The organism is Halomonas sp. 11-S5, assembly GCF_029889825.1.
Taxonomy (GTDB): Bacteria; Pseudomonadota; Gammaproteobacteria; order Pseudomonadales; family Halomonadaceae; genus Halomonas.
In genome coordinates, this window is record NZ_JARANW010000004.1 from 181,866 (window position 1) to 201,098 (window position 19,233).

The window sequence follows — 19,233 nt, forward strand, 5'->3', positions numbered from 1 at the left end:
TTTAGCCATGCAGAAGATCGATATCGAGATGATCCCCGGGGGCGCGAGCCCCCCGCCCATCCGGGTCGGCGAGGCCACCATCGAGGAGGCCGCCATTGCCGAGGAGATGCAGCACCACCCGGCGGACAGCGCCGGCACCGCCCAGCTCAAGGCAGCCCGCGCCCTGGTGGTGCGCGAGCTGCTGCGCCAGCGGGCGGCGGCCCTGGGAGTGGCCGAGGCGGTCGATGAGGCGGATGCCGCCATCGCCGAGCTGCTGGAGCGGGAGCTGGATGTGCCCGAGCCCGCCGAGGCGGACTGCCGCCGCTTCCACGCCGCCCATCCCGAGCGCTTCAGCGAACCCACCCGCCTGCGGGTACGCCACGTGCTGCTGGCCGCTGCCCCGGACGACGCCCCGGCCCGCGACGCCGGCTATCGCCTGGGCGAGACGCTGGTCCGCGAGCTGCAGGCAGTGCCTGAGCGCTTTACCGAGTTCGCCCAGCGCCACTCCGCCTGCCCCTCGAAGGAGGAGGGCGGTGACCTGGGCTGGTTGGCGCCCGGACAGACTGTGGCCGAGCTGGACCGTGCCCTGCAGCATCTGCCCGAGGGGCTCCATGACCGTCCGCTAGCCTCGCGCTATGGCTGGCATATCGTCACCATCGATCAGCGCATCGAGGGACGCGAGCTGCCCTATGAGCAGGTAGCCGAGCACGTCCGCCACAGCCTTCGCGAACAGGCCACCCGTCGTGCCCTGCGCCACTACCTGCTGGCGCTGGAGGCCGAGATCGGGGTCGAGGGGATATCGCTCGACGACGAGGGCGGCAGCGCCCTGATGCAGTAGCCACATGAAGGGGGCCGGCCTGGCCCCCGACGCTTCCGACTCTCCTTTCCATGACGCCGCTCGCGCCGCGGGCGGCGAGGAGGACCCCATGGCCCACGTTCATGCCAATACGCCCTTCGCGCCCCTGGGCATCGCCGTGCTTACCGTCTCCGACACCCGCGGTTTCGACGAGGACGGCAGCGGCGACCTGCTTGCCGAGCGCCTCACCGAGGCGGGCCACGCCCTGGTGGAGCGGCGCATCGTGCCCGACGATGTCTACCGCATCCGCGCGGTGGTCTCGGCCTGGGTGGTCCGCGAGGACATCCAGGTGATCCTGGTTAACGGCGGCACCGGCTTCACGCCCCGTGATACCACCCCCGAGGCGCTCGCGCCGCTGTTCGACAAGGCGGTCGACGGCTACGGCGAGCTGTTTCGTCAGCTCTCGCTTGCCAGCATCGGCACCTCCACCCTCCAGTCCCGGGCGGTGGCCGGGCTGATCGACCGCACCCTGGTGTTCGCCATGCCGGGCTCGCCGAAGGCCTGCGCCACTGCCTGGGACGGCATCCTGGCCGCCCAGCTCGACGCCCGTACCCGGCCCTGCAACTTCGTCGCCATGGTGCTGCCCGAGGCGAGGCACTGCGCGTCCCGGCAGGTGAGCGCCGACGAGGACATGGCGGAAGGGGCCGGGGCATGAACTGCGGCTGCGCGGAGGTCGTCACTCCCGGCCTGCTGGATCTCTTCGACGCCCGCGCCCTGATGGTGGCGGGCGGCGTGGCGGTGGCCGGCTGCGAGCGGGTCGCCCTGGTCGATGCCGTCGGCCGGGTACTGGCCGAGGATGCCCGGGCCGGCCTCGACCTGCCCGGCGTCGATAACAGCGCCATGGATGGCTATGCCCTGCGTCGTCGCGAGCTCGCCGCGAGCCCGGATGGCCTGCCAGTGGCACTGCGCGTGCCGGCCGGCGCCGGCGTGCTCAGGCTGCCCGACGGGGGTTGTGCGCGCATCTTTACCGGTGCGCCCGTGCCGCTGGGGGCGGACGCCGTGGTGCCCCAGGAGAGGGTGAGCCTGGACGACGCGGGGAGAGTTCACGTCGAGGGGGAGTTGGCCGAGGGCGCCAATATCCGTTGCCGAGGCGAGGAGAGCCGCGCCGGTGACGTGGTGTTGGTCGCGGGTACCCGACTGAATGCCGCGGCCATCGCCCTGCTGGCCAGCCAGGGCATCGATGCCGTGACGGTGCGCCGACGGGTCCGCGTGGCCCTGGTCAGCACCGGCGACGAGCTGATTGAACCCGGCCAGGCCTGGGTGCCCGGCCAGGTCTACAACAGCAATGGCGCCATGCTGCGTGCCCTGCTCGCCCAGCAAGGCTGCGAGGTCCTCGACCTGGGCGTCGTCGCCGACACCGCAGCTGACCTGGGTCAATGTCTTGCCCGGGCGGGCGAGCAGGCCGATCTGGTAGTCTGTACAGGCGGGGTCTCGGTGGGGGAGGAGGACCACGTTCGCCCGGTGCTGGAGCGCCTGGGGGGCATCTCCTTCCACGGCGTGGCGATAAAGCCCGGCAAGCCCTTCGTCCTTGGCTGGCTCGGCCCCTCCCTTCGCGACGGTACCCCGCTGATCGGCCTGCCCGGCAACCCGGTGGCCTCGCTGGTGGGCTGGCAGTGGCTGGCGCTGCCCTTCGTGCAGGGGCGCCAGGGGCGCACCCCGCCCGCGCTGCAGCGCTTCCCGGTCACCGCCGGCTTTTCCCGGCGGGCGCCGAGGGGCCGGCGCGAGCTGCTGAGGGTGGTGCTGGACTGGACCGGCGGTGCCCTCGTGGCACGCCTGGCCGGCGGGCAGGGCTCCCATATGCTCGGGGCCGCCAGCCAGGCCCATGGCTACCTGATCATCGATGCCGACACCCCTGTGGAGGAAGGCCATGTCTACGGATACTGCCCCGGTACCCAGTTCCTCGACTGAGCTGCTGTTCCGGCCCCGGCAGCTGCGCGAGCTGGTGCGTGGGGTGCCCTGGCTGGGCGACCTCGACGAGGACCAGCTCGAGGCCCTGCTGCAGGACACCGAGGTGCGCACCCTCAAGACCCGTGAGTGGCTGTTCCGCCAGGATGCCCCGGCCGAGTGGCTCTACGTGGTGATCAGCGGGGCGGTGCGCCTGGTGCGCAGCGCCGGCGACGGTCACCTGGCGACCATCCGCTGCGTGGAGCGCGGCGGCACACTGGGCGAGCTGAGCATGGTGTCCAGCGCCGGGGTCTACCTCTATTCCGCCGAGGCCCTGCGCCGCACCCATGTGCTGACCATCCCCGCGGCACGCTGCCGCGAGATCATGGACCGCCAGCCGGCCTGCCGGGCGGAGTTCATGAGCCGCCTGGCCCTGGAGCTCACCGAGCGCCTCGAGGACATGGCGCTGTTGACCCAGGCCGACGCCATGGCGCGCCTGGTCAGCTACATCCTGCGCCAGCTCCCGGCGGGCCGTGCCAGGGGGCCCCGGGTGGTGCGGCTGACGATTCCCAAGCGCTGGCTGGCCGCCCAGCTGGCCATGACCCCGGAAACCCTGTCGCGCCTGCTGGCCAGGCTGCGCGAGGAGGGGGTCATCAACATCGACCGCCAGCGCCTGGTGGTGCTCGACGAGCAGAAGCTGCGTGACCACATGCTGAGCGACGATTGACCATGTCGTGCCGGAATCGCTGGGAGGCCTCATGCCTCTGTGCGATGCCGATGGCCTGATGCTGGGGATGGGATTGCATTCGACGAGGCGAGCCCAAGCTCGGGTATAGTGGCGTCCTCTCGTGACCCTGGAGGCGTCGATGCTGCTGGAAAGCCTGTCACCGTTGTCGGGCGGGATCAACCTGGTGCTGGTGCTGCTGTCGGTGTTCACCTCGGCCTTCACCGCCGCGGTGGGCGTTGGGGGCGGGGTGCTGATGATCATGGCGCTGGCCCAGGTGATGCCGGCGGCGGCGCTGATTCCGGTCCACGGCATGGTGCAGCTCGGCTCCAACGTCGGCCGCACGGCGCTGACCTGGCGCCATGTCGATCTCGCCATGCTCGCCGCCTTCCTGCCGGGGGTGGTGCTGGGTGCGCTGGCCGCCGCCTGGCTGCTGGTGCGTCTGCCGGCCGGGGTACTGGAGCTCTGCATCGCTACCTTCGTGCTCTTCACCTGTTGGGGGCCGGGCCTGCCGCAGCGGGCCCTGGGACGGGGCGGCGTGCTGGTCGCCGGTGCCGTCACCACCCTGCTCTCCAGCCTGGTGGGCGCCAGCGGCCCCATGGTGGCCGCCTTCATCAAGCAGAGCCAGTTCGGCCGGCTGGCCAAGGTGGCCACCTTCTCCGCCTGCATGCTGCTGCAGCACCTGACCAAGGCCTTCGTGTTCGGCGTGGCCGGCTTCGTCTTCCGGGACTGGCTGCCGCTGATGCTGGTAATGGTGTCGGCGGGCTTCCTCGGCACCTGGCTGGGCCTGCGCCTGCTGCATCGGCTCTCGGATCACCGCTTCGACACCCTCTTCAAGTGGGCCTTGACGCTGCTGGCGCTGCGCCTGCTGTGGCTCGGCGGGCAGCGACTACTCGGGCCTTGACGAAAGGCTGCGCCAAATCGGCGAAAACGGCAAAAAGTCCGGCCCCTGCCCTGTACAGCGCGTCACAGACGGCCATAATGGCTAGCAGCAACGGTAAAAAACCTCGAGGGAACGCGACATGGTGCCAATCACAACAAACAACCGGCGCCGCAGAGGGGGCATCTTCGTGCTGCTGGCCTGCCTGCTGCTGGCCACCACGGCTGTCCAGGCCAATCCTCGCTATGCCGGTATCGTCATCGATGCCGACAGCCAGGAGATTCTCTACGCCGAGAATGCCGACAAGCTGCGCTATCCGGCCTCGCTCACCAAGATGATGACGCTCTATCTGATGTTCGAGGCCATGGAAGAGGGCAGGCTGAGCCTGAGCCAGCCGCTGCCGGTCTCTGCCTATGCGGCTTCCAAGCCGGCCTCCAAGCTCTATGTGAAGGCCGGCTCGACGATTCCGATTGAAACCGCCATCCAGGCGTTGGTGATCAAGTCGGCCAACGATGTGGCCGTGGTGGTGGCCGAGGCCCTGGGCGGCAGCGAGACGCACTTTGCCCGTATGATGACCGACAAGGCTCGCGACCTGGGCATGCAGGACACCGTCTTCCGTAACCCCAACGGCCTGCCCGATGCCAGCCAGGTCACCACGGCACGCGACATGGCGGTGCTCTCCCGGCACCTGATGCGCGACTTCCCCCAGTATTACCCCTACTTCTCGCGGACGAGCTTCAGCTGGAAGGGCAAGACCATCACCGGCCACAACCGCCTGCTCAAGAACTATCCCGGTGCCGACGGCCTCAAGACCGGCTTCATCCGCGCCTCGGGCTTCAACGTGGCCACCTCGGCGGTGCGTGACGGCCGTCGCCTGCTGACCGTGGTGATGGGTGGCTTTACCGCCGCCTCGCGAGATGCGCACACCGCCGACCTGCTGGATCGCGGCTTCGTGCGCGCCTCGCTGGCCGATGGCCGCGGCTGGCTGGCCAGTACGGACATCTCCGGTGGCCGGCTGATGCCGGGCGAGCCCCAGGCGCCGGGCCAGCCAGTGGGCGATCGGGTCCGCCTGGCCAGCCTCGGCGCACCGTCCCCGGGCGCCGCCTCGCCCTCCGCCGCCTCGCCCTCCGTGGCCTCGGCCTTCCCGCCGGCCCCGGTGGAGGCACCGACGGCGACAGGGAGCGCCACGAGGCAGGTGACGGCATCGCGGGTGGCTCGTATCGAGACGCCGGTTGCCGGTGCGAGCGCGGGCCTGGCGCAGGGTTCGGCCGACGATCCCATCCGCGAGTTGATGGCCAGCACCCGTGCATCGGCGGATCCTGTCCGCGGGGGCGCCGTCCAGCGAGGGAGCTGGGGCGTGCAGGTCGGCGCCTTCAGCGATGCCGGCCATGCCCGTACCTTGGCGTCCCGCGCCGCCAGTCAGCTGGCCAGCGAGCTGACCGACGCCCGGGTCGCCGTGGCCAATGCCGGGAAGGCCGGCGTCTACCGTGCCCGCCTGGTGGACATGGACGAGGGCCAGGCCCATACCGCCTGTCGTCGCCTGGTGGCCCAGGGCATGGAGTGCATGGTGGTCCAGGCCAGCCTCTGAGGGCTTGCTCTACGGCACGTCACCGACTAGCGTAGTGATTTCCCACCCCGCCGGCCCTCAGGCCGGCGGGGTGGCTTTTTGGGGTTCGGCCAGGGGAGGGCAGGCGGCATGTCACCGTCATTCAAGGGCATCGGCTTCATGTGCCTGGGCGTGCTCTGCCTGGCCATCGGCGACGCCATCGCCAAGTGGCTGGGCGAGGTCCACTCGCCGCTGCAGATCATCTTCTTCCGTACCCTGGTCTCGCTGCCGCTGATCGCCGCGCTGGCCCACTTCGGCGGCGGCCTGCGCAAGCTGCGTACCCGACGCCCCGGGATCCACCTGCTGCGCGGGCTGATCTACACCGGCACCATGTTCTGCTTCGTGCTGGGCCTGACCCTGCTGCCGCTGGCCGAGGCCACCGCCATCGCCTTCGTGGCGCCGCTGTTTGTCACCCTGCTCTCGGTGCCGCTGCTCGGCGAGCGCATCGCGGGGCCGGTGCTGGCGGCCTCGCTGGTGGGCTTCGCCGGGGTGCTGATCGTGGTGCGTCCCGGCGGCGAGGCCTTCGACCCCGGCGCCCTGGCGCTGATCGGGGCGGCGGTCTTCTATGCGCTGATGATGATCACCGCACGGCGCTGGGGCGGTACCGAGCACCTCTGGGCCATGGTCTTCTACATGACCCTGGTGCCCTTCGTGATGACCGCCCTGACGCTGCCCTGGGTGTGGCAGACACCCCATCCCTGGCACTGGCTGGCCTTCGCGGGGTCGGGGCTCTTCGGCGTCGGGGCCACCGCCTTCATCACCCTGGCCTTCCGCCATGCTCCGGCGGCCATCGCTGCCCCCTTCGACTACACTGCGATGCTCTGGGCGGTGCTGCTGGGCTGGTGGTTCTGGGGCGAGATGCCGGATTTCTGGGTGTTCGTCGGCAGCGCACTGATCATCGTCAGTGGCCTGTCGATCGCCTACCACGAGCGGCGCACCACCCTGAAGCGCCGGCCGACCTCCTGAGACGCCGCCGTCTGCCCCCCGTCGACCCCACCGGTGAAGTTTTTCCACGGCGTTAAGTCTTTCGTAAGTCTGGCTGACCATGATGACCCTGTTCCCTTCCGGCGGCTGCCGTCGGGAACTGCCACCGGCCGACGGTCAGGTGGTCGTCTGTCACTGACTTTCTGGAGGTTTTCCAATGAAGCGCACTGTACTCAAGGGCATCGTGGCATCCAGCCTGCTGGCGGCAAGCGTCTCTGCCCTGGCCGGGCCGAACTGTACCGACGCGCCCGAGAGCGAGTGGATGAGCCAAGACCAGATGAAGCAGCAGGTGGCCGACGCGGGCTACAAGGTCAAGACGTTCAAGACCACCGGCAGCTGCTACGAGATCTACGGCTGGGATGACCAGGAGCGTCGGGTCGAGATCTACTTCAACCCCGTCAACGGCGATATCGTCAAGAAGGAAGTCGACTGAGCGGAGGCCAGGCCATGACCGGCAATGCGAGCAGCCCACGGGTCCGCGTCTGGGACCCGTTGGTCAGAGTCATCCATTGGTCACTGGTGGCCGGCTTCCTGGCCAACTACTTCCTGACCGAAACCGGTGAGACCTGGCACCAGTGGATCGGCTATGGCGTGGTGGCGTTGATCGGCGTGCGCATCCTGTGGGGGTTCGTTGGCCCCTGGTCGGCGCGTTGGGCGAGTTTCTGGCCGACGCGTCGCCGCCTGCGGGCCTCGCTGCGCCAGCCGCCCAAAGGGAATGTCGACACGGCCTCGTCGTCGCCCGGTATCACCCATACCCCGCTGGGGGCGGTGATGATGCTGACGCTGCTGGCCCTGTTGCTGGGGCTGGGCGCTACCGGCTACATGATGGAGGAGACCGATCTCTTCTGGGGCGTCGAGTGGGTCGAGGAGGCCCACGAGCTGATGGCCAACGCCATCCTCGTCCTCATCCCGCTGCATGTCCTCGGAGCGCTCCTCGAGAGCCGCAAGCGAGGCGACAATCTCATCGCCGGCATGCTGCACGGCTACCACCGACACCCGGGGCATCCGCGCTCGGACGCCTGATCTCGACCTGCCCCGATCCACGCCGTCACCGCGCTTGCCGCGGTGACGGCGTCTTGGGTGGTCAGTGGCGAGGCGGCCGTGCAAAGGCCCGCGCGGCGGCTTCGGGGTCGGGGCTGCCGCAGATCGCCGAGATCACCGCCAGGCCGTGGGCGCCGGCCCGGTGCGTCGCGGCCAGGTGCTCGGCCTTGAGCCCGCCGATGGCCACGCTCGGCAGGGGGCTTTCGGCCACCAGGACGGCCAGGCCGTCGAAGCCCAGCGGTGTGGCGTGGTCGTGCTTGCTGGGGGTGGCGAACACCGGGCCCAGCCCCAGGTAGTCCAGCGCCGCCGGGTCGAGGCGGGCGAGCTGGTCATGGGTCTGTACCGAGAGCCCGAGAATCGCCTCCGGGCCCAGGGCGGCGCGGGCCTCGGCCACGTCGCCGTCGTCCTGGCCGAGGTGCAGGCCGTCGGCACCGGCTGCCAGGGCCACCTCCAGCCGGTCATTGATGATCAGTGGCACGCCGCTGCCGGAAAGCGCCGCCTTGAGGCGGTGCGCCTGGTCGACCAGCTCGGCGTCGCTGGCATGCTTGTCGCGTAGCTGCACTAGTGTCACGCCGCCACGCACTGCCGCCACCACGGTCTCCTCCAGTCCCGAGCCCGCGCAGAGCTCGCGGTCGGTGACCAGGTAGAGCGAGAGATCAAGGCGCATCGTGAACCTCCAGTCGAGTCCGTTCGGCCAGGGCCTCTGCATCCAGGTGATAGAGGGCATCGAGGAAGGCCACGGCGAAGCTTCCCGGGCCTCGCGCCACCTCGCCGGCCAGTTCGCCGGCCACGGCGTAGCAGGCCAGCGCCGCCACCGTCGCCTCGAAGGTATCATCGGCGCCAGCCAGGAAGGCCGCCACCACGCCGGTCAGCGCACAGCCCAGGGTGGTGACCCTGGGCATCAGCGGGTGGCCGCCCCGCAGGCGGGCGATCCGCCGGCCGTCGGTGACCAGATCCACCTCGCCGGTCACCGCGACCACGCCATCCGTCTGGCGGGCCAGCCGGTGGGCGGCGTCGAGGGCCGCTTCGGCCGGGTCGGTGCTGTCCACGCCCCGCCCGCCGCCGGCCTGCCCCGCCAGGGCGATGATTTCCGAGGCGTTGCCGCGGATCACGTCCGGTGCGAGCGCCAGCAGTCGCGCGCCGGTCTCGCGGCGATAGCGCGTGGCGCCCACTGCCACCGGGTCCAGCACCCAGGGCCGCCCCGTCTCCCCGGCGGCCAGGGCGGAGGCCTCCATGGCCTCGACCCAGTGGGGCGAGAGGGTGCCGATGTTGATCGTCAGGGCGCCGGCCAGCGCGGTGAACTCGGCGGCCTCCTCGCGAGCATGGACCATGGCCGGCGAGGCGCCGATGGCCAGCAGCACGTTGGCCATGCTGTTCATGGCGACATGATTGGTGATGTTGTGGACCAGCGGGCTGGTCTCGCGCACCCGGGCCAGGTGCGCGGCGGGATCGATGGCAAGCATGGGGCCTCCCCGGCGCGGGAGGTGCGGCGCGGCGGCAGGGCCGGGGCCGCACGACTCCCTCCGCCGGCATTATCCGGGTCAGGTTCCGAGGGTGCGTCTCAGCCGTGGCGATGTCGCCGCGGCGCCCCTGTCGTCAGTCCCCACTATCCCTGCCCGCTCCCTGGCTGTAAAGGCCCGGGGTTAGGCCAGCAGGTGGAAGCCGGAAGGAAAGCGGGTTCATCGCAGACTGGCGTGATCGTTGACCGCACGATACCGGCTATCCATCTGACCCCGTAGGCTCGATAAGCACCCGCGCACCGGGCATGGCGAGGGCACCATCGTCACGCCGGATGCGCCTCCGCGGTGAGCCGGCTCTCGTGGTGTCGTCCCCGACTAGCGGTGGCAGAGAAAAGAGCCCGGAGAAATCGGCGGTGTGGCCACCGCTGTGAGCCAGTGGAGCCAGAGGTTGATGGTGCCGTAATCGATCGGTGTATCGCGCAGTTGCATGGGGACGCCTCCTTGGTCGTGTCGGTTCACTCGCAATGGTGCGAGGCGATAGTGGGTGGAATATGAAGATACCGGGGAGTCGGCGCCATCGCGCTTGCGTCGCGCACTCCGCGCGGGATACTTGGCGCTCGTGAGTCGGCCTGCCATGACAATGGGCAAGGCACAGGTGACTGGAAGGGGTTCATGAGGCGACCGGGTATCACTGCGAAGCTGTTTCTCGCCATTCTGGGCGTCACGCTGTGCGTGGTCGTGCTCATGACCTTCGCGGTACAGGTGACCTTTCGCAGCGATTTCCTCGACTACGTCCGCGAGCGCGAGGGCGAGCGCATCGACACGCTGGCGTCGGTGCTTGCCGATTACTATCGCGAGGCCGGGGACTGGGAAAATCTATCCGAGGGCGGGCGCTGGCAGCGCCTGCTCCGGGAGGCGCTGTGGCGCCAGCGAGAGGCGGAGGCCGATCACCGCGAGCGCGACGAGGGCGAACACCGGGAACGGGATGGCGGGGACGACGACGATGACGACGACCACGAAAGCGACGGCTCCCGGCACCTGTTTACCGGCCCTGCCGGGGACGTGCCGTCCATGCAGGGCCCGGTCCGTTTCGGCCCCGCCCTGCTGGACGCCGACCGGCGGCACGTGGCCGGGCCGAAGGTGGTGTCGGGCCAGACGGAGTCGCGTTCGGTCGTGGTGGACGGCGCAACCGTGGGCTGGCTGGTCTACCGCCCGCCGGGGCGTATCACCGACGACCTCGCCCTGCGTTTCCAGGAGAAACAGTTCGACGCCGCCTGGATGACCGCGCTGGTCGTCGTGGTGCTCGCCACGGTGGTCAGCCTCCTGCTCGCCCGGGGATTCCTCGCGCCGGTACGCCGCCTCGCCGGTGCCACCCTGGCACTCACCGCCGGGCGATTCGACACCCGGGTGGACGAGTCACGCCGTGACGAGCTCGGCCAGCTGGCAAACGACTTTAACCGCCTCGCCGAGACCCTGGAACGCAACGAGCGCCTGCGCCGCGCATTCATGGCGGACATCTCCCACGAGCTGCGCACGCCGCTGTCGGTGCTGCGCGCCGAGCTGGAGGCCATGGAGGACGGGGTGCGTCCGCTCACCCGGGAGTCGCTGACCGGCCTGCAGGGCAGCGTCGCGACCCTGAGCAAGCTCGTCGACGACCTCTACGAGCTCTCCCTCTCCGATGCCGGTGCCTTGAACTACCGCATGGAGGGACTGGATCTCGCCGCGCTGGTGCGGGCGGGCGCCGAGCAGTGGCGCTCGAGGATGGCGGACGCCGGCCTGGCTCTGGCCCTGGAGGTGCCTGGCGTGCCGGTGACGGTCACCGCCGATCGCGGCCGCGTCAACCAGCTCCTGGGCAACCTGCTGCACAACAGCCTGTGTTATACCGACCGCGATGGCGAGGTGCGGCTGTCGCTCACCACCCGGGACGGGGAGGCCGTGCTGCGGCTGGAGGACTCCGCACCGGGTGTGCCCGCCGAGGCCCTGGAGCGGTTGTTCGAGCGGCTCTACCGGGTGGAGGGCTCGCGCAGCCGTTCCAGCGGCGGCGCGGGCCTCGGCCTTGCGATATGCCGCAACATCGCCGAGGCCCATGGTGGCTGGATCGAGGCGTACCCCTCGCCCATCGGCGGCGTTGGCATACGCCTGACGCTGCCGATGGCGGACCGGGTCAACGGGGCACGACAAACGGGGAGGGTATCCGGGGCATGAGTGCACGCATCCTCATCGTGGAAGACGAGCCCCGGCTGGCGGGGCTGCTGGCCGACTACCTGCGCAGGGCGGACTATGAGCCGCACCTACTCGATGACGGCCGCGACGTCGTGCCCTGGGTTCGCCGGAATCGGCCCGACCTGGTGCTCCTCGACCTCATGCTCCCCGGCGAGGATGGCATGAGCGTGTGCCGTGAGATCCGCGGCTTCAGCGAGGTACCCGTGGTCATGGTCACCGCCCGGGTGGAAGAGATCGACCGCCTCCTCGGCCTGGAGCTCGGTGCCGACGACTACATCTGCAAGCCGTTCAGCCCGCGGGAGGTGGTGGCGCGGGTGAAGGCCATCCTGCGCCGGAGCCGCACGGACCCGGGCGCCGATACGGGCCGTGGGCTCGTGGTGGACGAGGCCGGCTACCGCGCCAGCCTCGACGGCGAGCCCCTGTCGCTGACGCCGGTGGAGTTCCGGCTGCTCGCCAGCCTGGCAGCGCACCACGGCCGGGTGTTCTCGAGGGACCAGCTCCTCGATCACCTCTACGACGACCACCGCGTGGTCACCGACCGGACGGTGGACACCCACGTCAAGAACCTCCGGCGAAAAATGGCGGCGATCCGCGGCGACCAGGAGCTGATCCGCTCGGTGTACGGCGTCGGTTACCGTCTCGAGGCCGTGGACTAAGGCCCTCCGCCGCGACGTTCATACTCTCTCCCCGATTCGCCCATATTCCCTCCACCACCCGTGATCACAATCGTCTGCGAGGTCGCGGTCCGCCGCGGCCGCAATCCTCGCAGCAATTACGGGAGAAAACCCATGTATCAAGGCAAGCTCTTGATTGGTGCCACTGTTCTCACCGCCGCCGTTGCGGGCTTGGCCAATGCCGGTCCGGATCGGGGTTCGGGGGATGGTGCCGCCCCGCCCATGCAGGCTTCGGCGTCCGGGGAACGGGTCACGGCCCGCTTCTCCGAGGCGGACGCCAACGGCGACGGCCAGCTCGACGTCGACGAGATCCAGGCGCTGCTGATGCGCATACGTGCCGAGCGCAGCGTCCAGTGGCTCGACCGGGACGGAGACGGTGCGGTCAGCCAGGCGGAGTTTACTGGGCCGGCGGGAGGCCCCGGCGTGGGCATGGAGCGCGATACCGATAACCGCAGACGCTACGACGACGAGGGCTACGAGGACGAGGACGAGGACGAGGAGGACGACGACGGCGCCACCGCCGGACCCGCCCCCGCCGGCACTACCGCGCCCCCGGACAACGGCCTGTTCACGCCGGGCTCGACCCCGAAGGTGAACACCAAGTAAGGCCGAGGCAATGACTGTGGTCGCGAACCGCAAGGAGAAGACACGATGAAATCGATCCTCGTCCCCCTCACGCTGGCCGCTGCGCTGACCTTTCCGGCAATCGCCTCGGCGGCACCAGTGACGTTCACCACTCAGCTGAATCGTTACGGCGGCAATGGCGCCTACCTGGCCTATTACGTTACCGACGCCAGCGGCGCTTATGTCGGCAGTCTCTGGATGGCCGGTGAGAAGTCCAAATATTACAAGGACCTGACGGGCTGGTATCGCGCCACGAACGGTGACACGGCGCAGGTCGATGGCATCACCGGTGCCAGTGTTGGCGAGGGGCAGACCCTGGAATTCACGCTGGATCTCAACGAGGCGCTGTTCGAGCAAGGGTACACGTTGCATGTCGATGCGGCGGTTGAAGATAGGCGTGAGTCCCCGCGGGAAATCAATATCCCCTTGAACCGTGCCAATGCCGGCGAGGTGGTACGCGGTCGCCGCTACATCGCCAGCTTCAAGTACGAGATGTGAGGGTCCGGCCCGTGATTCGTGTGCTGCATCGGTGGCCGGGGCTGGTGGCCCTGGCCCTGCTCATCGTGTTGTCCGTCAGCGGTGCCGCCCTGGGCCTCGAGCTAGCGCTCACGCATCGGCCCCCGGGGTCACGCTACCCGCCATCTCACACTCGTTTCGCGTCGCGACTACGGCGCCGAGGTGCAGGCGCCCACGTCCATCCTGCGTTTTGCCCTGCCAAGGGAGTCGCTCTGGCAGCGCCTGACCGGGCACGGGTTCGGCCGGTTCAGCGCAGGCGATCTCCTGGGTATTGTGCCGGACGGCTCGGAGCTGCCGCGCCTGTACTCGCTGGCCTCGGGGCGCCGTGACGGCTTCATCGAGATCGTGGTCCGAAAGCACCCCGGCGGGCTGTGTTCCGGTCAGCTCGTGGGGCTCGAACCGGGTCAGACGGTGCGTGCGTTTCTGCGCCGTCACCCCGACTTCAAACCGGGTTCGGGCCATGCACCGCTGATCCTGATCGGCGCGGGCACGGGCGTGGGGCCGCTTGCGGGGTTCATCCGCGACAACACCGGGCGCCGCCCGGTGCATCTGTTCTTCGGCATGCGTCACCCGGACAGCGATTTCCTCTACGACAGGGAGTTGATCGAGTGGCGGGCGCAGGGACGGCTTGAGCGTCTCACCACCGCAACCTCGCGTGCGGCAGGCCCCCCTTACGCGCAGGACGCGCTGCGCGCGGAGGCTACGCCGGTTGCGGAGGCCATCCGCAGCGGCGCGCGTGTCGTGGTCTGCGGCGGACAGGGTATGGCGAGGGGGGTGTCCGAGGCCCTGGAGGAGATCCTCGCCCCAACAGGCTTGACACCGGCCGTACTGAAAGAGGAAGGGCGCTATGTCGAAGACATCTACTGAACCCGTGCGCCACGCGCTCAACGGCCCGACCATGGGCACGCGCTGGCAGGCGACCTTCCTGGCGGCGCCGGGGTTCGATCCGTCCCGCTTGCGGGTCGCACTGCAGGCGGCCGTGGACGAGGTGGACGGGCAGATGTCGACCTGGAACCCCGACAGTGACCTCATGCGGCTTAACGACGCGCCTGTGAATCAGCGCATTGCGCTACCCGCGCGCCTGCGGCAGGTACTGGCACTCGGCCTTGAAGTCGGGCGCGCTTCGGGCGGGGCCTTCGATATCGGCATGGGCGACGCGGTAACCGCCTGGGGGTTTGGGCCGGGTGGGGGGTCCGGTGAGCGAATCCGTACCGCACTCGCGGCACCCCGGCGGCCGGCCCACGAGGTGCTCACCCTGGAGGAAGGCAGCGTGATCAAGCGCGCCCCGATCACCCTCGACCTCAATGGCATCGCCAAGGGCTATGGTGTCGACCGGCTCGCCGAGGTGCTCGCCGGCTTTGGCATCCGTGACGCGCTGGTCGGTATCGACGGGGAAATGCGCGCCATGGGCCTGCGCGGCGACGGTGAGGCATGGCGCATCGCCGTCGAGGCGCCGGACTCGGCGGCCCGTGCACCGCACTCCATCCTGACGCTCCAGGACGCGGCCGTTGCCACATCCGGCGATTATCGGCACTGGGTCGAAGCCCAGGGGCGACGGCTGTCCCACACAATGGACCCGGGGTGTGGTGCCCCGCTCGCGGCCTCCCCCGCGTCGGTGACCGTCCTCGCCCGGCGCTGTGTCGAGGCGGATGCGTGGGCAACCGCGCTCATGGTCCTGGGGGCCGAGCGTGGCCGCGTTCTCGCCGAGGCAATAGGACTGAATGCCCTGTTCCTGATCCGTGACCGCGGCTCCGACGGGGTTACTACGCTCGGGGTCGGCGAGCTGTTCTCCCCCGCGGGCCCGGAACGGCCACACCGGCGCAACGTCGCCGTAAGACCGTGGTGATGTTCACACTTTCTCCCCGATTGGCGCATATTCCCGCCATTGCCCATGGCTACAATCGGGTGAGATGTGGCGGTCCGCCGCGGCCGCAATCTTCGCGGTAATCACAACAGCCATTATGGGAGAAGACCTATGCACAAAGGCAAGCTCTTGATCGGTGCCACCGTTCTCACGGTCGTTGTGGCCGGCGTCGCCAACGCCAGCCCGGAGCGGCGTGGGGGCTACGGCGGGCCCATGATGTCGGGGGTCACCCCGGACGACCTGCCCATGAGTGTCCAGGACCTCAAGGATCGCCAGGCGGGCCGCTTCTCCGAGGCGGACGTCAACGGCGACGGCCAGCTCGAGGTCCGGGAGATGCAGGCGCTGATGATGCGCATGCGTGCCGAGCGCCGCATGCAGAGGCTCGACAGCAACGGCGACGGTAGCGTCAGCCAGGACGAGTTCGCCTACCCGATGGAGCGCCGGCTGATGTGGATGGACCGTAACGGCGACGGCCGCATCGAGCGCAACGAAATTGGTCGTGGCTGGTACGATGATGATCGCCGGGGTACCTACGGCGAGCATGGGGAACGCCGTGGGCATGGAGAGCGCCGGGATGGCGACGACAGGTGAGAGGCGCCGGGGTACCGCGCGCGGTGCCCTCATACTTATGAGCGGACAGGGCGTCGGCCCGTTCCGATAAAGGAGGGTGTATGAGTACGGAAGAAGAGAAAGGTGACGCCCGCGCCGGAAAGATGGTGCAGGTGTGGGATCCGGTGGTGCGGCTTTTTCACTGGTCGCTGGTGGTGGCCTTCACTGTCGCGTATTTCTCCGCCGAGGAGGAGAGCATGGTTCACATCTACGCCGGGTACATCGTGCTGGCGCTGATCGTCGTGCGCGTGATCTGGGGGGTGGTGGGCTCAAGGTATGCGCGTTTCGCGGACTTCGTGCGGCCGCCGGGGGAGGTCTTCGCCTACCTGCGTGGGCTGGTGTCCGGGAAGCCGCGCCACTACCTCGGCCACAATCCGGCCGGTGGCTGGATGATCATCGCCCTGCTCGTGGGCCTGTTCGTCGTGACGTTGAGCGGCGTGATGCTCGACACGGCCGAGGGCGGTGTGTTTACCGCGGCGGCCGGTAGCAACGGTGGGGCGGTCATCGCCACAGCCCGCGCGGAGGAAGGCGAGTACGGTGAGGCCGGCGAGCGCGGCGAAGGCGGCGAAGGCGGCGAGGAGTTCTGGGAGGAGGTCCACGAGGTGTCGACCAATGCGACGCTCTTTCTCGTATTCCTGCATATCGCGGGCGTGATCGTCTCAAGCCGGCTCCATCGCGAGAACCTGGTGCGCGCGATGGTGACCGGCCGCAAACACAGGGCCTGACCGCGGGCCCGGGTCGGCCGCCCGCTTTGCGGGTAGTGGGCGGCCGGGCTGTCGCGGCGGGGGGCTGTATTGCGGGTCAGCCCCTCGCCGCCGGCAGGTTCAGCATCACCACGCCCGCAACGATCAGCGCGATCCCGCCGGCCTTGGCGAGCGGGAACGTCTCGCCGAAGACGATTACCGACGGGCCCGGGCGGGAGAAGCCCTCGGAGGCCTTGAGTGCGGTGGTCGCGATCACCTCGCTGGTGATCGCGACGGCGAGCCAGATCAGTGCGTTCATGTCCTGCCTCCGTCATGCCGTCGGGCCGTCCTCGCAGCCCGGCGCCGCCAGCCCAGGGGGTTGTTGATCCCGGGGCCGTGCCTGGCCCGGGACACCGCCATGGTGCCCACGGGGTCAATGCCCGCGCCGGCGCGCCCGGTTCGCCCTACCACATGAGGTCGTCCGGGACGGGGTGCTCCGCATAAGCGGGATCGTCCTCGCCCTCGGCGGCGCCGCCGCGGAAGGCGATCAGAAACGGCGCCATGGGCTCGACCCGGTCGGCGACCTCCGCGGGGATCAGCCGGTAGCGCCCGCGGGTGCGCGCGATCTCCAGCTCGCCACGCGCGAGCCGGGCCTGTTGGGCGCCGGTGACATAGAGCCGCTTGATGCGCGCGCTCTGGCGCCTATCTTCGCTCGCGCCATGGCCCTGGCGCCGTGCGCGCGGCCACAGCTGTCGACGAACCCGAACTCCCGCAGAGCCGATCCCGCGAGCGCCGTGCGATGCGCCTCGGGCGCTTCGCGCATCAGCGCCTGCGCCCGGGCGACGCCTGCGGGCTCGCTCAACGAGCGTTTGATCTGGCTCTGTGCCCGCATGCCGAGCACAGTAGCCAGCCACTACGCGTTTGTTCAGCCCGAGATGTGGGAACAGGGCAGGACTAGCGCGGTGCCGCCGCCCTACCTTTGAGCCTGCGCAAACCCTCGGCGGCCGCGCGGTGCTACGGTAACGCACCGTCTCGCCGCCGCGAATGGGAGTCCTCTATGCGGTTGCACGCCCTTCTGCCCGGCGGCCGCGCGGGTACTCAGCCGGAGCGTACCGATTGGCCAGCAGCGTGCCGTCATCGAGGATGTGCTCAATCATGTGCTCGCTGAGGCAATCACGGAGGGGCGCTTCGACTTCCTGGAGGCACGGGTGCTCGCCGTCGCCGCCGACGACGCCTTCGGGTTCATGGTGGCCTGGGAGGTGATGTCGCTGTCCTCCTATCTCCTGGTCGCCTTCCACCACGAGCACGGCGCCAACCGCCGCGCCGCCTTCCTCTACCTGCTCATGGCTCCCCGAGGCCCATCCGGTGGCCCCATCGCATATCTCGGCGCTGATGTCGGGCGTGATGCTCAAGGTGGCGGTCTACGGCTTCATCCGCTTCTTTTTCGACCTCATCGGGACCGTCCACTGGCAGTGGGGCGTGGCCGTGCTCGCCGTGGGCAGCATCTCGGCCCTGATGGGGGTCCTCTATGCCCTCATGCAGCACGACCTCAAGCGCCTGCTGGCCTATCATTCGGTGGAGAACATCGGCATCATCTTCATCGGGCTCGGGCTGGCCCTGCTTTTCCTGGCCACGACGGGCCATCCGGTCCCGGGGGTCCTCGCCCTCGTGGCCGCCCTGTACCACACCGTCAACCATGCCCTGTTCAAGGGCCTGCTGTTCCTCGGCGCCGGCGCGGTGCTGCACAGCGCCCACGAGCGCGACCTGGAGCAGATGGGCGGGCTGCTGCGGCGCATGCCGTGGACCGGCCTGATCTTCCTGGTCGGCTGCATCTCCATCTCGGCGCTGCCGCCGTTCAACGGCTTCGTCTCCGAGTGGCTGACCTTCCAGTCCGCCCTGCAGGCCTGGCAGCTGGACAGCGGCGTGCTGCGCAGCCTGGTGCCCATGGCGGCGGCGGTACTGGCGCTCACCGGGGCGCTGGCCGCGGCCTGCTTCGTGAAGGTATACGGTGTGGCCTTCCTGGGCCGTGCCCGTAGCCGCCATGTGCGCCGCGCCTGTCGGGTGCCCTTGGGCATGCGCGCCGGCCAGGCCGTGCTGGCCGCGCTGTGCCTGCTCTTCGGTGTGCTTCCCACCGTCGTAGTGGCCATGTTGCAGGCCGTCCCCGAGCAGCTCCTCGGACAGGGGCTGCCGCAGGCGACCGGTGGCGGCTGGCTGTGGCTCTCACCCCAATGGCACCGGAGACGGCCAGCTACAGCGCGCCGTTGGTGGTAGTTCTGCTGGCGGTTCTGGCCCTCGTGGCCGGCTGGGCATGGCGCCGCGGCGCGGTGCGCCGCGGTGCGCCGCGGTGCGGCCCTGCGACGCGTGGGACTGCGGGTTCGCGCCACCCAATCCGCGCATGCAATATACGGCCACGGCCTTCGCCCAACCCATCCGCCGCGTGTTCGGTTTGCTTTTTCGTATCGAGGAAGCCGCCGAGTTCACCGCGCTGGCCGGCGCCCTGACGATCAATATCGGCACCCTCTCACCCCACTGGGTCGAGGCCATGGAGGCCGCCGCCCTGGCCGCCGGGGAGACGGGGCGCCCCTGTCGTCAGTCCCCACTATCCCTGCCCGCTCCCTGGCTGTAA

General features: G+C 69.5%; 22 protein-coding genes and 1 riboswitch. Of the genes, 19 read left to right on the forward strand and 3 right to left on the reverse strand.

Annotated elements, in window-relative coordinates:
- The first annotated feature begins 7 nt into the window (after nucleotides 1–7).
- The 9 genes from OP497_RS05135 to OP497_RS05175 all read left to right on the forward strand — a co-directional run bounded on the left by OP497_RS05135 (nucleotide 8) and on the right by OP497_RS05175 (nucleotide 7,936).
- Nucleotides 8–817, forward strand: a complete 810-nt coding sequence (locus tag OP497_RS05135; RefSeq protein WP_280546972.1) for a peptidylprolyl isomerase — start codon at nucleotides 8–10, stop codon at nucleotides 815–817.
- 88 nt (nucleotides 818–905) lie between these two features.
- Nucleotides 906–1,490: a molybdenum cofactor biosynthesis protein B gene (gene moaB, locus OP497_RS05140; protein WP_280546973.1), complete on the forward strand. Its 585-nt coding sequence runs from the start codon at nucleotides 906–908 to the stop codon at nucleotides 1,488–1,490.
- On the forward strand, nucleotides 1,487–2,743 hold the full coding sequence (gene glp / locus OP497_RS05145; protein ID WP_280546974.1) for a gephyrin-like molybdotransferase Glp: 1,257 nt from the start codon (nucleotides 1,487–1,489) through the stop codon (nucleotides 2,741–2,743). Before moaB ends, glp begins: the two co-directional genes overlap by 4 nt.
- Complete coding sequence (locus OP497_RS05150) at nucleotides 2,703–3,446, forward strand: Crp/Fnr family transcriptional regulator (RefSeq protein ID WP_280546976.1); 744 nt, start codon at nucleotides 2,703–2,705, stop codon at nucleotides 3,444–3,446. The genes glp and OP497_RS05150 overlap by 41 nt, the downstream gene beginning before the upstream one ends.
- A gap of 139 nt (nucleotides 3,447–3,585) precedes the next feature.
- Entirely contained in the window at nucleotides 3,586–4,347 is a 762-nt protein-coding gene (locus OP497_RS05155) for a sulfite exporter TauE/SafE family protein (protein WP_280546978.1), read from the forward strand.
- 118 nt (nucleotides 4,348–4,465) lie between these two features.
- Nucleotides 4,466–5,911 carry a D-alanyl-D-alanine carboxypeptidase gene (locus tag OP497_RS05160; RefSeq protein WP_280546979.1) on the forward strand — a complete coding sequence of 482 codons (1,446 nt, stop codon included), beginning with the start codon at nucleotides 4,466–4,468 and terminating at the stop codon, nucleotides 5,909–5,911.
- Between the two features lie 108 nt (nucleotides 5,912–6,019).
- Nucleotides 6,020–6,895, forward strand: a complete 876-nt coding sequence (locus OP497_RS05165) for a DMT family transporter (RefSeq protein WP_280546980.1) — start codon at nucleotides 6,020–6,022, stop codon at nucleotides 6,893–6,895.
- A 175-nt stretch (nucleotides 6,896–7,070) separates the two neighbouring features.
- Nucleotides 7,071–7,346, forward strand: a complete 276-nt coding sequence (locus tag OP497_RS05170; protein ID WP_280546981.1) for a PepSY domain-containing protein — start codon at nucleotides 7,071–7,073, stop codon at nucleotides 7,344–7,346.
- A gap of 14 nt (nucleotides 7,347–7,360) precedes the next feature.
- Nucleotides 7,361–7,936: a cytochrome b/b6 domain-containing protein gene (locus OP497_RS05175; protein ID WP_280546982.1), complete on the forward strand. Its 576-nt coding sequence runs from the start codon at nucleotides 7,361–7,363 to the stop codon at nucleotides 7,934–7,936.
- A 61-nt stretch (nucleotides 7,937–7,997) separates the two neighbouring features.
- On the opposite strand, the gene thiE is transcribed toward OP497_RS05175, so the two are convergent.
- A complete protein-coding gene (thiE, locus tag OP497_RS05180) occupies nucleotides 7,998–8,621 on the reverse strand; it encodes a thiamine phosphate synthase (protein ID WP_280546984.1) in 624 nt (207 codons plus the stop codon).
- Entirely contained in the window at nucleotides 8,611–9,417 is an 807-nt protein-coding gene (gene thiM, locus OP497_RS05185) for a hydroxyethylthiazole kinase (protein ID WP_280546985.1), read from the reverse strand. The genes thiE and thiM overlap by 11 nt, the downstream gene beginning before the upstream one ends.
- A 38-nt stretch (nucleotides 9,418–9,455) precedes the next feature.
- Nucleotides 9,456–9,556, reverse strand: a riboswitch (TPP riboswitch).
- 530 nt (nucleotides 9,557–10,086) lie between these two features.
- Here thiM and OP497_RS05190 point away from each other — a divergent pair.
- From OP497_RS05190 to OP497_RS05225, 8 genes are all read left to right on the forward strand, one after another.
- Complete coding sequence (locus tag OP497_RS05190) at nucleotides 10,087–11,619, forward strand: ATP-binding protein (RefSeq protein ID WP_280546986.1); 1,533 nt, start codon at nucleotides 10,087–10,089, stop codon at nucleotides 11,617–11,619.
- Nucleotides 11,616–12,293, forward strand: a complete 678-nt coding sequence (locus OP497_RS05195; RefSeq protein ID WP_280546987.1) for a response regulator — start codon at nucleotides 11,616–11,618, stop codon at nucleotides 12,291–12,293. The genes OP497_RS05190 and OP497_RS05195 overlap by 4 nt, the downstream gene beginning before the upstream one ends.
- A 132-nt stretch (nucleotides 12,294–12,425) precedes the next feature.
- A complete protein-coding gene (locus OP497_RS05200) occupies nucleotides 12,426–12,917 on the forward strand; it encodes a hypothetical protein (protein WP_280546988.1) in 492 nt (163 codons plus the stop codon).
- A 45-nt stretch (nucleotides 12,918–12,962) separates the two neighbouring features.
- The gene (locus OP497_RS05205; RefSeq protein WP_280546989.1) at nucleotides 12,963–13,433 is read left to right on the forward strand and encodes a DUF2271 domain-containing protein; all 471 of its coding nucleotides are present in this window, start codon (nucleotides 12,963–12,965) and stop codon (nucleotides 13,431–13,433) included.
- A gap of 180 nt (nucleotides 13,434–13,613) precedes the next feature.
- Entirely contained in the window at nucleotides 13,614–14,318 is a 705-nt protein-coding gene (locus OP497_RS05210; protein WP_280546990.1) for an FAD-binding oxidoreductase, read from the forward strand.
- A complete protein-coding gene (locus OP497_RS05215; RefSeq protein WP_280546991.1) occupies nucleotides 14,299–15,297 on the forward strand; it encodes an FAD:protein FMN transferase in 999 nt (332 codons plus the stop codon). Before OP497_RS05210 ends, OP497_RS05215 begins: the two co-directional genes overlap by 20 nt.
- A 129-nt stretch (nucleotides 15,298–15,426) precedes the next feature.
- Nucleotides 15,427–15,906 carry an EF-hand domain-containing protein gene (locus tag OP497_RS05220; RefSeq protein ID WP_280546992.1) on the forward strand — a complete coding sequence of 160 codons (480 nt, stop codon included), beginning with the start codon at nucleotides 15,427–15,429 and terminating at the stop codon, nucleotides 15,904–15,906.
- Nucleotides 15,907–15,986: 80 nt separating this feature from the next.
- On the forward strand, nucleotides 15,987–16,649 hold the full coding sequence (locus OP497_RS05225; protein WP_280546993.1) for a cytochrome b/b6 domain-containing protein: 663 nt from the start codon (nucleotides 15,987–15,989) through the stop codon (nucleotides 16,647–16,649).
- Nucleotides 16,650–16,725: 76 nt separating this feature from the next.
- On the opposite strand, the gene OP497_RS05230 is transcribed toward OP497_RS05225, so the two are convergent.
- Nucleotides 16,726–16,926 (reverse strand): SMR family transporter, encoded by a 201-nt coding sequence (locus tag OP497_RS05230; protein WP_280546994.1) that lies wholly within the window; start codon nucleotides 16,924–16,926, stop codon nucleotides 16,726–16,728.
- Between the two features lie 959 nt (nucleotides 16,927–17,885).
- Here OP497_RS05230 and OP497_RS05235 point away from each other — a divergent pair.
- Nucleotides 17,886–18,878, forward strand: coding sequence for a proton-conducting transporter membrane subunit (locus tag OP497_RS05235; RefSeq protein WP_280547042.1), 993 nt, complete (start codon nucleotides 17,886–17,888; stop codon nucleotides 18,876–18,878).
- Nucleotides 18,879–19,002: 124 nt separating this feature from the next.
- A complete protein-coding gene (locus OP497_RS05240; protein WP_280546995.1) occupies nucleotides 19,003–19,233 on the forward strand; it encodes a hydroxyethylthiazole kinase in 231 nt (76 codons plus the stop codon).

What these genes read in the sequence shown, in the direction of transcription:
- OP497_RS05205 (WP_280546989.1), top strand. Translation starts at nt 12,963, where the DNA reads ATGAAATCGATCCTCGTCCCCCTCACGCTGGCCGCTGCGCTGACCTTT.
- OP497_RS05190 (WP_280546986.1), top strand. Translation starts at nt 10,087, where the DNA reads ATGAGGCGACCGGGTATCACTGCGAAGCTGTTTCTCGCCATTCTGGGC.
- OP497_RS05155 (WP_280546978.1), top strand. Translation starts at nt 3,586, where the DNA reads ATGCTGCTGGAAAGCCTGTCACCGTTGTCGGGCGGGATCAACCTGGTG.
- OP497_RS05200 (WP_280546988.1), top strand. Translation starts at nt 12,426, where the DNA reads ATGTATCAAGGCAAGCTCTTGATTGGTGCCACTGTTCTCACCGCCGCC.
- OP497_RS05240 (WP_280546995.1), top strand. Translation starts at nt 19,003, where the DNA reads ATGCAATATACGGCCACGGCCTTCGCCCAACCCATCCGCCGCGTGTTC.
- OP497_RS05215 (WP_280546991.1), top strand. Translation starts at nt 14,299, where the DNA reads ATGTCGAAGACATCTACTGAACCCGTGCGCCACGCGCTCAACGGCCCG.
- OP497_RS05175 (WP_280546982.1), top strand. Translation starts at nt 7,361, where the DNA reads ATGACCGGCAATGCGAGCAGCCCACGGGTCCGCGTCTGGGACCCGTTG.
- thiM (WP_280546985.1), bottom strand. Translation starts at nt 9,417, where the DNA reads ATGCTTGCCATCGATCCCGCCGCGCACCTGGCCCGGGTGCGCGAGACC.
- OP497_RS05225 (WP_280546993.1), top strand. Translation starts at nt 15,987, where the DNA reads ATGAGTACGGAAGAAGAGAAAGGTGACGCCCGCGCCGGAAAGATGGTG.
- OP497_RS05195 (WP_280546987.1), top strand. Translation starts at nt 11,616, where the DNA reads ATGAGTGCACGCATCCTCATCGTGGAAGACGAGCCCCGGCTGGCGGGG.
- thiE (WP_280546984.1), bottom strand. Translation starts at nt 8,621, where the DNA reads ATGCGCCTTGATCTCTCGCTCTACCTGGTCACCGACCGCGAGCTCTGC.
- OP497_RS05160 (WP_280546979.1), top strand. Translation starts at nt 4,466, where the DNA reads ATGGTGCCAATCACAACAAACAACCGGCGCCGCAGAGGGGGCATCTTC.
- OP497_RS05220 (WP_280546992.1), top strand. Translation starts at nt 15,427, where the DNA reads ATGCACAAAGGCAAGCTCTTGATCGGTGCCACCGTTCTCACGGTCGTT.
- moaB (WP_280546973.1), top strand. Translation starts at nt 906, where the DNA reads ATGGCCCACGTTCATGCCAATACGCCCTTCGCGCCCCTGGGCATCGCC.
- OP497_RS05230 (WP_280546994.1), bottom strand. Translation starts at nt 16,926, where the DNA reads ATGAACGCACTGATCTGGCTCGCCGTCGCGATCACCAGCGAGGTGATC.
- OP497_RS05170 (WP_280546981.1), top strand. Translation starts at nt 7,071, where the DNA reads ATGAAGCGCACTGTACTCAAGGGCATCGTGGCATCCAGCCTGCTGGCG.
- OP497_RS05165 (WP_280546980.1), top strand. Translation starts at nt 6,020, where the DNA reads ATGTCACCGTCATTCAAGGGCATCGGCTTCATGTGCCTGGGCGTGCTC.
- glp (WP_280546974.1), top strand. Translation starts at nt 1,487, where the DNA reads ATGAACTGCGGCTGCGCGGAGGTCGTCACTCCCGGCCTGCTGGATCTC.
- OP497_RS05150 (WP_280546976.1), top strand. Translation starts at nt 2,703, where the DNA reads ATGTCTACGGATACTGCCCCGGTACCCAGTTCCTCGACTGAGCTGCTG.
- OP497_RS05135 (WP_280546972.1), top strand. Translation starts at nt 8, where the DNA reads ATGCAGAAGATCGATATCGAGATGATCCCCGGGGGCGCGAGCCCCCCG.